Here is a 12,773-nt window from a genome sequence, read left to right as displayed (position 1 = left end):
TCTATTCGTCCTCCGCCGGTCCGAGAAGCCCGGCGGCAGTCACCAGGCTCTGGGCGATATCGCTGATCTTGCGGTTCTGGTTCATCGCCGTCTTGCGCAGCAGCGTGTAGGCGGCCTCTTCGGTCAGGCCGCGCGACTTCATCAGGATGCCTTTGGCGCGGTCGATCACCTTGCGGCTCTCGAGCTCGCTGCGCGCCTCTTCCAGTTCGCGCGCCATGCGCGAGAAAGCGTTGAAGCGGCTCACCGCCATGTCGAGGATCGGCTTGACGCGCTCCTGCCTCAATCCGTCGACGACATAGGCCGAAACGCCGGCATCGACCGCCGCCTCGATCGAGGCCTGGTCGGAACGGTCGACGAACATGGCGATCGGCCGCTTCACCGCACGCGACAGCTGGAACATGTTTTCCAGCATGTCGCGGTTGGGGTTTTCCAGGTCGATGACGATGACGTCGGGCTCGATCTCGGCGATGCGGCGCGCAATGCCGCTGACGTCATGGATAACGGTGACCCGCTCATGGCCCGCATCGCGCAAGCCGGCCTCGATTATCGAAGCGCGGATGCGGTTTTCGTCGATCACCAGGACGGCGAGGGAAGTTCGGATCATGCCCGCATTGTGGGCATGCTCGGGAATTTGTGCAATGCGGCAATAGCCGCATCCGTGGAAAGGCGACGGCCGTCAACGGCTATCCTTGGCGGCAATCCGCCAAGGATTGGATCAGGAGACGGAGCGGGCTCAGCCGCAGACGCGAACGTCCTCGAACACTCTGTGATGGTGGCGCCAATGCACGATCGTTTCCGTGTGGCAACGGTGGTGCCGGCGGTGCCAGCGATAGCCGCCATTGTCGTTGTCATCGTACTGAGCGTTCTGGTCGCCATCATACTCGTTGTCATAACGGCGCACATGATGACGGCGAACGACAATCCCGGAATCGTCATCCGAGGAATATTGGTTGCCGTCGTCGGACTGGATCGTCACACTTGCGGCTTGCGTTGGCGCAATGACTGAAGCCGTCGCGGCAAACGCCAATAGGGAAGCCAAAATCACTTTCTTCACGTTTCGTCCTCCTGCGGGTTGACTGGCATCAACTCGCGACAGGACGGGCTTGTTCCAAGCTACATACCACACGCTTTCCAACGCGGCGGACATCAAGACGTGACCGACGCGCGGCAAAAATCACTACAAATGGACGAAGGCGGTCAGCGGCAGATGGTCGGAGGCCACGCGCGACAGCGGTGTGTCATGCGCTTCGACGGCCGCGATGATGCCGTGCCGGTTGGCCATGATCCGATCGAGCGCCAGCAGCGGCAGGTTGGACGGGAAGGTGGGGACTGCCGGCGGCTGCGGGCCGAAGGTCGCGTGCAGCGTGTTCAGCGCGGAGCGGTTTCCGAGCCGCCATTCGTTCAAATCGCCGAGCAGGAGCGTCGGCTTCTCATCGGGGCTGTTCATGAGATCGAGCACGACCTGGGCCTGCTGCGAGCGCGAGCGGCGCAGCAATCCGAGATGGGCCGCGATGATGCGCAAGGACTGATTTCCGTCGAAATCGATCTCGGCCACCACGGCGCCGCGCGGTTCGAGACCCGGAAGCCTGATCTGATGCACGTCGCGAACGACGCCCCTTTTGAACAGCAGGACATTGCCGTGCCAGCCATGGCCTTTGCCCGTTGCGGAAATGGGCACCGGCACGAGGCCGGTTTCCAGTTCGAGGCGGTGCAGGTCGAGAAGCCCGACACGGTCGCCGAAACGATTGTCGGCCTCCTGCAGGGCGATCACGTCGGGGGCGATCTCGCGGATGACGCGGCTGGTGCGGTCGGGATCGAACTTGCGGTCGACGCCGATGCATTTGTGGACGTTGTAGGAGGCGACCAGCGTCCCGGTGACGCCGTCCTTCTTCGGCGACAAGGCGTTGGCCTTGCGCATCCGCCTGTCGCGAATGGACAGGAGCATGCTGGCCGGCAGGCTGCGCCCGCTCATTCGCATAACCCGCCCATCATCCCTACGGTTCTCACCATGCACCTAGAAATAGAGTCTTTCGGCCGATGTTCCATCGTTGGTGACATGCTACCGGGCAAACACGTCATTTTGTTAAAGATAGGATTTTTCTCGGAGATAATGGTTTTTTCTAGAGATAGGGCGAACCCAGCCAGAGGATGCGGTCGAACAGGCGGATGATGAAGGGACGCGCCCGCAAGGAGGCCAGCGTGACCGGGACGGCCGTTTCGATCGCCGTTTCGATCCGGGTCTCGATCTCGGTGGCGAAGCCTGCGTCGAGGATCTCCAGGTCGATCTCGAAGTTGAGCCGCAGCGAGCGGGCGTCGAGGTTGGAGGACCCGACATAGGCCCACACGCCGTCGATGGAAAGCAGCTTGGAATGGTCGAAGGGTCCTTCCGTGCGCCATATGCGGCAATAATTCTTCAGGATCTGGTCGAATTGCGCGGTCATCGCGCGGTCGACAAGGAAGAGGTTGTTCACCGCCGGCACCACGACATCGATCTCGACGCCGCGCCTGGCTGCGGTGACCAGGGCACTGATCAGTTCCCGGTCCGGCAGGAAATAGGGCGACATCAGGCGTATCGACTTGCGCGCCACCGAGAAGGCGCCGATCAGCAGTTTGTGGTTGGTTTCGTTGCTGGCATCCGGCCCGGATGCGACCGCACGCACCAGCATCGGCTGGCCGGCGGGCGGTGAAACCGGCACGATCCGCCAGGCATCGCCCTTCAGCGCCTCCTTGGTGGCGAAGCGCCAGTCTTCCGCGGCGACCGAGAAGAGATCGGCGACAACGGGTCCGGTGACCTGGAAATGCGTGTCCCTGGCGCTGTTCGACCCGGCGAACTCCGACGAAAAACCCTTGCGGATGTTCATGCCGCCGGTAAAGGCAACCGTGCCGTCGACCACCAGGATCTTGCGGTGGGTCCGCAGGTTGGCATAGGGCAAGCGCAGGCCCATGACGATGTTGCCGTTGAAGACATCGGCCGTGATGTTGGCGCGGCGCAGATGTCCCAGGATGCTGGGGACGGAGTAGCGGGCGCCGACGGCATCGATCAGCACACGCACGGTGACGCCGCGCCGGACAGCGCCGGCCAGCGCTTCGACGAAAAGCAGGCCGACGCCGTCATTGTCGAAAATATAGGTTTCGAGCAGGACGCTGCGCTCGGCTCCGTCGATCGCCGCGCACATTGCGGGATAGGCCTCGTCGCCGCTCTCCAGCACGTCGATTGCATTTCCCGGGTTGAGCGCGCGCCGCGCCACCCTGTCGCCCAGCGTCCTGAGGCCGGTGAAGCGCTGTCCATAGCGCTCGACGATCAGCGCCTCTTCGGCGGCGACGTCGCGCTCATGCTTGGCCGACACCAGGCCCTCGGCAAACGGGCGCTGCGCGCTGATCGTGGCGCGGCGGATGCGGTTGATGCCGGCCACGGCGTAGATCAGCACGCCGAGGATCGGCGACAGCACCATGATGCCGACCCAGCCGGTGGCGGCGCGGACGTCCTCCTTGGTCATGACGGCATGGGCGATGCCGATGGTCGCCATCACCACCGAGATGATCGCCAGTATTTGGGTCCAGTGAATCACCAGGGTCTCGAACATTGCCGGGACTATCCAGCGAGCGCCCGCGGAAGGCAATGCAGCCGGCGATGTTCACATCGCCCATTGGCCGCGCGGCGCTACCGGGTTGTGTCTACGGATGCAAGAACGGGTGGCGCTCGGTTATTTGAGCAAGCCAACCAGGGCGCTGAAAGCGGCCTCCACCCGTGACCCCGGGGAAGCATAGGGCCGTTGTGATCCGGCGTCCGCCCGCGTTGCTTTGGTTTTCCAGGGCTTCCTGTACTTTGGTGCCGCATCCGTTGTATATCAGAGGGAACAAAATTGCCGATGTAACACTTCGGCTGAAGGCGAGGGGGGCGCCGGATGATCACGTTCAACTTTGAAGGGCCGGGCGACGGCGATATGTCGGCCGATTGCCAGGACCAGTTGCTGCCTCTCATCAATGGGATCGTCCAGGCGGCGGTGGCTGCCGGCTGGAACCGGGACGACGTTCTTCTGGCTTTCGTGGAACTCGCCTGGGATCTGTACGAGAATCGGCGCGGTGATCTGTAGGAGTGGGCTGCCAATCACCGGCTCCGCACGTGGCTTTCCATCAGTGGTTGACGAGAATGCAGAATCGCGTGACCGGTCGTGTCATGACCGATCGGCGAAACTCTGGGATGGCGAAGACCTCGCGCCGAGCGACAATGAAACGCTTGTCAACGCCGTTCATTTTTCTACCTTTTCCCGAATAAAGATTTTTCTTTGCGCGTGGGAGTTCTTCCCAAGTCAAGGTGCGTGCGTTACGCTGTCTTCGGGTCGGGGAAACGGGATTTGAGGCGGCGTCGAGACGGCTGAGGCAGCGTGAATGAAAAATGCGGACGAGGCTCGGGAAAGCGGCGTTTCCCGGGGCATCGATCGGAAGCGGATAGCTCGATACGTCCTGGACAACATTCCTGAAAATGCCGGTCCGCGAAAGGCCGGGCAAGGGAACGTGATCCATTCGGTCCGCGGGCCCGGCTCGCGGACATTCCTGGCCAGGGAATACCCCTTAGCGATCGTGCCTGCGCCCATGCGACCCGCGCATCGTTCGCCGTCGGGACGGATCGACCATGTGAACGGGCCTGACGATGCAGGCCCGTTGCGATCAATCACCAATTATTTTCCGGGGGAACGAGGAAGGAGTCCTCGGGTTGAACTCCATCCGGGACCTGTCAGGAGGCCGAAGAATGCCGGGCGATGATGATTTCCCCGGGTCGGTTTCCCGAATCAATTCGGCCCGGCAGCCGGAGTTCAATGCCAAAGGCGGGCTTTCTCCGCGCGGCGCACGCAAGGTGCAGGACTTCCTGCGCGAGAACTTCACGCGCAAGCTGGCGCTCGCCGAGATGGCAGCGGTCGGTGGGCTTTCGCCCTCTCACTTCGTGCGGGCATTTGCCAGGACGTTCGGGGTGCCGCCGCACCAATATGTTCTCGACCTGCGGCTGGACCTTGCCGAAAGGCTGCTTGCCGACAGCCGCATGACGATCACGGACATCGCTCATTCCTGCGGATTTTCAAGCCAGAGCCATTTTACCACCATGATGAAGAAATACCGGCAGGTGACGCCATTGCAGGCGCGGATGGGCAAGCTTAACGCCAAGGTTAGATGAGGCGTCGCTCGCGACATTGTTTGATTACTTTGTCTTAAAGCAGTTGCTAACGTAACGAGCCGTTAACCTCTGCCGGTTTGCTCGGCCCTTTTCTCACAAGACAGCAATATCGTGAAATACCGCAAGCAGGAATCATGTCTTCCTGTAGTGGATTGGAATTGTCAGACGATTCCATGCCGGCCAGCGGAGAGGGCACCATGACCGACACCAAGATTTCGAGCGGCTCGCTTCTTGTGCAGCGCCGCGCGGCGCATTTCGCCGGGCACTGGATCGCGGGGGCCGATCTGGGCTCGCGCTCGATTCGACGGCGCCTAATGGCGGTATTGCGTATGGCGTCTCGCGTTCTTGGCATGCGCCGCAAAGATCTGGGGGTTGGCGCACTCGGGGCGGGTAATGTCTCCTGTATCGAAAGCCTTTCGAGCGCTTTCGCCGCGCAGGGCAAGCGAGCCCTCTTGGCTGGTGTTGCGGTGCTGGCGCTGTCAGCTCTTCACATTGCTCCGGCGCAGGCACAATTTGTCGGCGGCGGCGGCACGGCGTCGGGCACCCGCGCCATTTCGATTGGCACCAGCTCTGTCGCATCCGGATCGGATTCCATTGCACAAGGCACGAGCACCAACGCAGGCGGCCAGAACGCCGTCGCTATCGGCTTTCAGGCGCTCGCAACACAGATCAACAGCATGTATCTCGGTTCGCGCACCGTTGCGGGAACGGGCGCATTGTCACCGGGCGCGATCGCCATCGGCACGGATGTCACCGCGTCCCTGAACGACGCCATCGCGATGGGACGTTCGTCCGTTTCCTCGGCACAATATTCGGTGGCTCTCGGCCTCAATGCGAAAGCCACGGGTGCCGGTGGCGCGATGGCGCTGGGCCAAGGCACGATCTCAAGCAACGTCAACACGGTCGCGCTCGGCGTCCAAGCCCAGGCCACCGCGGCCGGCTCCAGCGCGCTGGGTACCTTTGCCTCCGCTTCGGGGGGGAACTCCACCGCGGTGGGTGTCAGCTCCACCGCCAGCGGCAACGTTGCGTTCGCTGGAGGCTGGTCCTCCGTCGCCAGCGGCACCAATTCCATGGCCTTAGGACGCGAGGCCACTGCATCGGCCCTCAACGCAACGGCGATGGGATACATAGCTAATGCCTCGGGCCAATACAGCACCGCCGTCGGACCTAATGCTAACGCTACAGCCACGTCCAGCACCGCGATCGGCCAGAACGCGTTTGCAACCGACGTTCAAGCGACCGCTCTCGGCGTAGGAGCGGCTGCCGGCGCTTCCAATTCCACTGCCGTAGGTGTCCTGTCCAAAACAACGGGAACCGGCGCCACGGCGATGGGCAACACAGCCAGTGCCTGGGGCAACCAGTCCATCGCATTCGGCGTCGGCGCGCAAGCAGGCGTTCAGGCCAACACGGCCCTGCCCAACAGCATCGCGATCGGCACCAATTCGCTGTCCTCCGGCGCTTTTGCCGTCGCGATGGGCACTACCTCGGTTGCGAGCGGCTCCGCCAGCACGGCTGTTGGCAACACCGCCGTCGCAAGCGGCGCAAACGCCTCTTCATTCGGGTCCGGAGCGAATGCTGCAGGAGCCAATTCTCTCGCTGGCGGCGTCAGCGCCAGCGCGGCCGGCGCGCAATCGGTGGCGCTCGGCAATCAGGCCAATGCGCAGTCAGGTGCGGCAGTCGCGATAGGCAACGGTGCGACTGCCTCCGGCGGTGTTCCCGGCGCCGGCGCCATCGCCATGGGCATTGGTGCCAACGCCGTCGCCACCGGCAACGGTTCACCAATCGCCATCGGCGCTTTCGCCAATGCGAGCGGCGCTTCGGGCACGGCGCTTCCCGGCGGCTTCACATCTTTCGAAGCGACCGCGATTGGCAATAGCGCTGTCGCCACGGGGCAGGGTGGCACGGCTCTGGGCATCGCGAGCAAGGCAACGGGCACCTGGTCCACAGGCCTCGGTCTGAGCAGCACTGCGTCGGGCGATCGTGCGACCGCGGTCGGTGTCCTGGCCAGTGCGACGGCCGCCGACGCGATAGCGGTGGGCAGCAGTGCGACGGCGAATTCCGCCGAGGCTGTCGCCATGGGTAAGAATGCGGTAGCGACCGGCGGCAAGGCCGTCTCCATCGGTTCCGGCAACACCGCCTATGGCGACGGCGCGGTCTCGATCGGTGACCCCAGCTATGCCAGCGGCACAGGCGCCGTCACCAGCGGCGCCAACAACATCGCCAACAGCGACGGCACGGCAACCGCCACCGCTGCCAACCAGGCGGCGGGTGCCGTCGCCATCGGCAACAACAACAAGGCGATCGGACAAGGCTCCGTGGCGCTGGGCAACGGCTCCACGGCGGGCGCTGCCGGTCTCGCGGGCAATGTCGCGCTCGGCAATGGCGCGACGGCGGCGGCAAGCTCCGGCGATGTCGCGCTCGGCTCCGGTTCGACGACCGTCGCGGCAGTTAGTACGGCCAGTGCGGTGATCAACGGCACGACCTATGCCTTCCAGGGTACCGCGCCGACCTCGACGGTCAGCATCGGCGCGCCCGGCGCGGAACGCACGCTCACCAATCTGGCGGCCGGGCGCATCAGCGCGCTCTCGACCGACGCGATCAACGGCTCGCAGCTGTTCGCCACCAACCAGGCGGTCGACGCCATCGGCACCACGCTCAACAACATCAACGTCGGCGGCGGCATCAAGTATTTCCACGCCAACTCGACGCTGGCGGACTCTCAGGCGCTCGGCACTGATTCCGTCGCCGTCGGCCCCAATGCCGTGGCCAACAATGCCGGCGACGTCGCGATCGGCCTCAATTCGGCATCGGGCCCCACGACAGCTGTCGGCGGCACGACGATCGGCGGCGTCAACTACACCTTCGCCGGCGGCACGCCGGCCGGCGCCTTCTCCGTCGGTTCGGCCGGCGCGGAACGCCAGATCCAGAATGTCGCGGCCGGGCAGTTGAACGGCGGTTCGACCGACGCCGTCAATGGTTCGCAGCTCTTCGCCACCAACCAGCAGGTGACGCAGAACACCACCGACATCGCCGCCATCGGCGGCAACATCACCAATCTCGGCAACACGATCAACAACATCGCCGGCGACACCTCGGCAATCTATACCACCACCAATGGCGAGGGCATTCGCTACGCCCGCACCAACGAGACCGGGCTGGCGCAGACCGATTCCTTCGCCCAAGGCGTCGGCTCGACGGCCGTCGGCTACCAGGCGACCGCGACCGGCGTCAGCGCGCTGGCGCTCGGCCGCGACAGCGCGGCGAGCATCGACGGCAGCGTGGCGCTCGGTTCGGGTTCGGTCTCCGACCGCGCGATCGCTCCCGCTTCCGGGCAGATCGCCGCCGGTCCGTCGAACTTCATCCAGTACAACACCACCGACAAGACGCTGCTCGGCGCCGTGTCGGTCGGCACCGCCACCGCCTACCGGCAGATCACCAACGTCGCCGACGGCACGCAGGACCAGGACGCCGTGACGGTGCGCCAGCTGGCGGGGGCGATCGCGGCGGTCTCCGCCACCTCGACGAAATATTTCCATGCCAATTCGACGGCTGGCGACTCGCTGGCGGTCGGTGCGGAATCGGTCGCGGTCGGCCCGACCACGGTCGTCAACGGCGACAATGGCGTCGGCATCGGCAACGGCGCCGTCGTCGACCAGACGGCGCCCGGCGGCACGGCCATCGGCCAGAATGCCCATGTGATGCTGGCCGACGGCATCGCGCTAGGCACCGACTCGACCGCTTCCGGCGTCCAGTCGGTGGCGCTCGGCGCCGGCGCCCAGAGCACCTTCGCCAACAGCGTCGCACTGGGTGCCTCGTCGATCACCTCTGTCGGCGCGCAGGCCGGCTACACCGCCTTTGGCCTGACCGCCGCGCAGACTTCCGCAGGCGAAGTGTCGTTCGGCGCCGCGGGTGCCGAACGCAAGCTCACCAATGTCGCGGCGGGCTCGGCCGACACCGACGGCGTCAACGTCTCGCAGTTGCGCGGCGTCTCGCAAAACGTGTCCAACCTGTTCGGCGGCGGCACCACGGTCAATCCCGACGGCTCGATCACCGGCCCGACCTACACCATTCAGGGCAACAATTATTCGACCGTCTATGATGGCTTCACCGCCGTCGACAATGCGCTGACCAACATCAACAATGGCGGCGGCATCAAGTATTTCCACGCCAATTCGGCGCTGGCCGACTCGGTCGCCGGCGGCACCGACGCGGTGGCGATCGGGCCGGAGAGCGTGGCGAGCGGCACAGACAGCCTGGCCGCCGGCCATGGTTCGACAGCCGCGGGGCAAGGTGCTGTCGCGCTCGGCCAGGGCGCACAGGCCAACAACGCCAGCGATGTGGCGCTCGGTTCGGGTTCGGTGTCGCAGGCCGCCGTCGGCACGTCCAGCACGGTCATCAACGGCAAGACCTACGCCTATGCCGGCACCACCCCGACCGGAACCGTCAGCGTCGGCGACGCCGGCTCCGAGCGGACGATCACCAATGTCGCCGCCGGACGCATTTCTTCCGGCAGCACCGATGCGATCAACGGGTCGCAGCTCTACGCCACCAACACGGCGATCGAGGACCTGACCAAAACGATCGGCGGAATCGGCGGCACTGTCCAAAACACCGTGCAATACGACACCATCAACAATCCGGACGGATCGACGACCAAGACCAACAAGATAACGCTGCAGGGCGGCGACCCGAATGCGCCTGTCGTCATCTCCAACGTCGGCCCCGGCGTTGCCGGCACCGACGCGGTCAACGTCAACCAGCTGAACCTGAACCTGGCCCAGAGCAAGACCTATACCGACCAGGTGGCGGTCACGACGCTGCAACAGGCCAACAATTATACCGACCAGAAGCTTGGCCAGCTCAATTCCGACATCAGCGGCATCAGGGATGAAGCCCGGCAGGCGGCGGCAATCGGACTGGCGGCGGCCTCGCTGCGCTATGACGACCGTCCCGGCAAGCTGAGCGTGGCGGCCGGCGGCGGCTTCTGGCGGGATTCGAGCGCCTTTGCCTTCGGCGCCGGCTACACCAGCGAGGACGGCCGCATCCGTGGCAATGTGTCGGGCACGGCGGCGGGTGGAAATGTCGGTGTCGGCGCCGGCCTGAGCTTCACCTTGAACTGAGGTGGACAACAGGGCGGCAATGAACAGGCGAACCGGCCATGACAGGCTAGACGCGAATCCGGGAAAACCGTCGGGTTTCCCCGGATTTGCCATGGCATGGCTGACCTGCCTGGCGCTTGCCGGCGGGCTGGCGCCGGCTGCCGCGCAGGTGGCTTCGCCCTACAGGATCAAGCCCTCCGACGTGATCGTGCCTCCCGATGTGAAGCTCGGACAATACCAGCGCACCATCCGCCCCTTCGAAAACTGGACGCTGATCTGCGACGAGAACCTCAAGGCGCGCAAGAAGGTCTGCAACGTCTCGCAGGTGATCGAGGACGGCGCCGGCAAGATGGCGTTCAGCTGGTCGCTGGCCGCCACCCAGGATGGCAAGCCCTACATGATCCTGCGCACCGCGCCGAACGCCAGGAGCGATGGGCTGGTGTCGCTGAAGTTCGATGGGCGCGCCGAACCGATCGACGTGCATCTGAATGGCTGCAACGAAATGGTCTGCGTCGGCATGCTGCCGGTGGGACCCCTGATGCGCCAGGAGATAGCGCAAAAGGCGACGCCGGCGATTTCGTACCCGACCGTCGATGGCCAGACCATTACCGTCACCGCAACGCTCAAGGGGCTGTCCGAGGCCCTTGCGCCAGTCAAATAACCGAGGCAGCACCGTGAGCCAGCAAGACCCATTCATCTCCGCGACGCGCAGCAATCCGACGGTCGATCCGGACCGCAAAAGGATCGTCGAGCCGGACCGCAAGAGGACGGTCGAGCCGCCGCGGCGGTGGCCGCGCATCGTCGGGTTTTCGCTGTTGGGCCTGGCCATGATGGGCATCGGCTTCGCCGGCGCGAACTATGCCGCGATCGCCGGCCTGGTCGGCAGCCCGACGGCGGCACAGGCCGAGGCCGCCGCCGCTCCCGCGCTGCCGGACACGCCCTTCCTCCAGCACGTCAAGCAGGCCGGCGTACAGGCCTGCTCGACCGTCTTCCCGGTGCTCGGGCAGCTTTTGACGACCGGCACGAAATACAGCGTCAAATCGCTGTGGAACGACCAGGCCGCCGACAAGCACGCCGTCCAGGCCTTTGTCGGCATGGACTATGCCACCGATCGGTACAGCGGCCCGGCGGCCGGCGTGGTCTTCGCATCGCCCACAGCGTCGGGCTGCGAGGGCGCGATGGTGCGGGTGGCGCCGTTCGCCAGCCCGTGCGCGGACATTCCGTCCATTCTTCCGCAAGGCAGCAAGATCACCGACCATCTCGGACAGGTCGAGGTGTACGAGCTTGGCGGCAGCACGGGTGAAGCGCTTCTGCTGCCGACGGGCAACACATGCGTGGTGATCTCGATCGCATCGGCGGCCAAGTGAGGATGTCAGGCGAATGGGCGAGGCGCCCGGGAAAGGATTGCGGACCATGAAATCGCGACGTTTGACAGTCTTGTGCATGGCCTTGCTGTGGAGCGGGCAGGTGGTCTCGGCCGATCTGGTGAAGCCGTCCGAACCGCCGCAGGAGGAGAAAGGTATCTGGGCGGCAATCGCCTACTCCCAGACCGATACCAAGTACGGCTTCTTCTGGGGCGCCGACAAGCGGCAGGAAGCCAAGGACATAGCGCAGAGATATTGCGAGAATGCCGGTGGAAAAGCCTGCAATGTCGTTGCCGTGTTCCGCAATCACCGCCATTGGACGGACGACGACGAGACCGGATTTCCCTACAAGCATTGCGGCGCGCTCGCCGTGGCAGACAAGGTGGAGCACCGATTCACCCCCTGGGGCGTGAACTCGGCCGGGACCCGCCGGGAGGCGGAGGACCTCGCGCTGCAGGCCTGCGAGGCAGGGGGGATCCAATGCAAGATCCGCGAATGGGTCTGTACGTGAGAATAACGGCGTCTCGAAGCCGACACTTTGGGCATTTGCCCGGCACAAAAGAGAAGGCCGCATTCATTGGTTCGTAGACATTTTTCGCTGAAGGCAGCCGCCATCTGCGCGGCTGCCTTCTCCGCTTCGCTGCCGGCTGCTTTCGCTCAACAGCAGCAGGCGGCGTCGCTGCCGCACGGCGCATCGTCCCTCCAGGAAACCTATCAGGACTGGCAGCTGGCCTGCGGCATGCAGGACAATGCCCGGGTCTGCACGGTCACGCAGGACCAGACGCAGAAAAACGGCCAGAGGCTTCTGGCCGTGGAACTGCGCGTGGGGCAGAAGGGCGGATTGACCGGAACCTTGCTGCTGCCCTTCGGCATCCTGTTCGAGCCCGGCGTAGCGGCGCAGATCGACGACCAGCAGCCCGTCGGACCGTTGAAGTTCAGGACCTGCCTGCCGAACGGATGCGTGGCGCTGTTTCCGATCGACCGGGCGCTGACGCAGAGGCTCAAGGCGGGCAGCGAGCTCAAGCTCAACGTCACCACCGCGGCCGAGACCCCGCTGAGTTTCCCGGTGTCGCTGAAAGGCCTTGGCGCCGCCCTCGATCGCATGGTCGCGCTCAGCGCACGTTGAGGAGCAAGGCGACG

11 protein-coding genes are annotated in these 12,773 nt (G+C 64.6%); 7 read left to right on the top strand and 4 right to left on the bottom strand.

Annotated features, from left to right (window positions below):
• Window position 1 precedes the first annotated feature (1 nt).
• The 4 genes from O7A60_RS09180 to O7A60_RS09165 form a co-directional block, all read right to left on the bottom strand.
• Window positions 2–604, bottom strand: coding sequence for an ANTAR domain-containing response regulator (locus tag O7A60_RS09180; RefSeq protein WP_337105965.1), 603 nt, complete (start codon window positions 602–604; stop codon window positions 2–4).
• Window positions 605–733: 129 nt separating this feature from the next.
• Window positions 734–1,054, bottom strand: a complete 321-nt coding sequence (locus tag O7A60_RS09175; protein WP_337105964.1) for a hypothetical protein — start codon at window positions 1,052–1,054, stop codon at window positions 734–736.
• 123 nt (window positions 1,055–1,177) lie between these two features.
• Window positions 1,178–1,978, bottom strand: a complete 801-nt coding sequence (locus O7A60_RS09170; protein ID WP_140504068.1) for an endonuclease/exonuclease/phosphatase family protein — start codon at window positions 1,976–1,978, stop codon at window positions 1,178–1,180.
• A 142-nt stretch (window positions 1,979–2,120) separates the two neighbouring features.
• Window positions 2,121–3,584, bottom strand: coding sequence for a phospholipase D-like domain-containing protein (locus O7A60_RS09165; protein WP_337105961.1), 1,464 nt, complete (start codon window positions 3,582–3,584; stop codon window positions 2,121–2,123).
• Window positions 3,585–3,905: 321 nt separating this feature from the next.
• Here O7A60_RS09165 and O7A60_RS09160 point away from each other — a divergent pair, with 321 nt between their 5' ends.
• From O7A60_RS09160 to O7A60_RS09130, 7 genes are all read left to right on the top strand, one after another.
• Complete coding sequence (locus O7A60_RS09160) at window positions 3,906–4,094, top strand: hypothetical protein (protein WP_337105960.1); 189 nt, start codon at window positions 3,906–3,908, stop codon at window positions 4,092–4,094.
• A 656-nt stretch (window positions 4,095–4,750) separates the two neighbouring features.
• A complete protein-coding gene (locus tag O7A60_RS09155; RefSeq protein WP_337105959.1) occupies window positions 4,751–5,170 on the top strand; it encodes an AraC family transcriptional regulator in 420 nt (139 codons plus the stop codon).
• Between the two features lie 197 nt (window positions 5,171–5,367).
• Complete coding sequence (locus O7A60_RS09150) at window positions 5,368–10,290, top strand: YadA-like family protein (protein WP_337105958.1); 4,923 nt, start codon at window positions 5,368–5,370, stop codon at window positions 10,288–10,290.
• A gap of 91 nt (window positions 10,291–10,381) precedes the next feature.
• Complete coding sequence (locus O7A60_RS09145; protein ID WP_337106059.1) at window positions 10,382–10,930, top strand: invasion associated locus B family protein; 549 nt, start codon at window positions 10,382–10,384, stop codon at window positions 10,928–10,930.
• 13 nt (window positions 10,931–10,943) lie between these two features.
• Window positions 10,944–11,636, top strand: coding sequence for a hypothetical protein (locus tag O7A60_RS09140; RefSeq protein ID WP_337105957.1), 693 nt, complete (start codon window positions 10,944–10,946; stop codon window positions 11,634–11,636).
• Between the two features lie 46 nt (window positions 11,637–11,682).
• Window positions 11,683–12,144: a DUF4189 domain-containing protein gene (locus O7A60_RS09135; RefSeq protein ID WP_337105956.1), complete on the top strand. Its 462-nt coding sequence runs from the start codon at window positions 11,683–11,685 to the stop codon at window positions 12,142–12,144.
• A 66-nt stretch (window positions 12,145–12,210) separates the two neighbouring features.
• Window positions 12,211–12,759: an invasion associated locus B family protein gene (locus O7A60_RS09130; protein ID WP_337105955.1), complete on the top strand. Its 549-nt coding sequence runs from the start codon at window positions 12,211–12,213 to the stop codon at window positions 12,757–12,759.
• The last annotated feature ends 14 nt before the right edge of the window (window positions 12,760–12,773 follow it).

It is taken from the genome of Mesorhizobium salmacidum (SeqCode) (genome assembly GCF_037179605.1).
GTDB classification, from domain to species: Bacteria; Pseudomonadota; Alphaproteobacteria; order Rhizobiales; family Rhizobiaceae; genus Mesorhizobium; species Mesorhizobium salmacidum.
Note: the sequence above shows the minus strand (reverse complement) of the source record. Positions and strands in the feature narration are given on the sequence as shown.

What these genes read in the sequence shown, in the direction of transcription:
- O7A60_RS09155 (WP_337105959.1), top strand. Translation starts at nt 4,751, where the DNA reads ATGCCGGGCGATGATGATTTCCCCGGGTCGGTTTCCCGAATCAATTCG.
- O7A60_RS09165 (WP_337105961.1), bottom strand. Translation starts at nt 3,584, where the DNA reads ATGTTCGAGACCCTGGTGATTCACTGGACCCAAATACTGGCGATCATC.
- O7A60_RS09135 (WP_337105956.1), top strand. Translation starts at nt 11,683, where the DNA reads ATGAAATCGCGACGTTTGACAGTCTTGTGCATGGCCTTGCTGTGGAGC.
- O7A60_RS09145 (WP_337106059.1), top strand. Translation starts at nt 10,382, where the DNA reads ATGGCATGGCTGACCTGCCTGGCGCTTGCCGGCGGGCTGGCGCCGGCT.
- O7A60_RS09150 (WP_337105958.1), top strand. Translation starts at nt 5,368, where the DNA reads ATGACCGACACCAAGATTTCGAGCGGCTCGCTTCTTGTGCAGCGCCGC.
- O7A60_RS09160 (WP_337105960.1), top strand. Translation starts at nt 3,906, where the DNA reads ATGATCACGTTCAACTTTGAAGGGCCGGGCGACGGCGATATGTCGGCC.
- O7A60_RS09170 (WP_140504068.1), bottom strand. Translation starts at nt 1,978, where the DNA reads ATGCGAATGAGCGGGCGCAGCCTGCCGGCCAGCATGCTCCTGTCCATT.
- O7A60_RS09180 (WP_337105965.1), bottom strand. Translation starts at nt 604, where the DNA reads ATGATCCGAACTTCCCTCGCCGTCCTGGTGATCGACGAAAACCGCATC.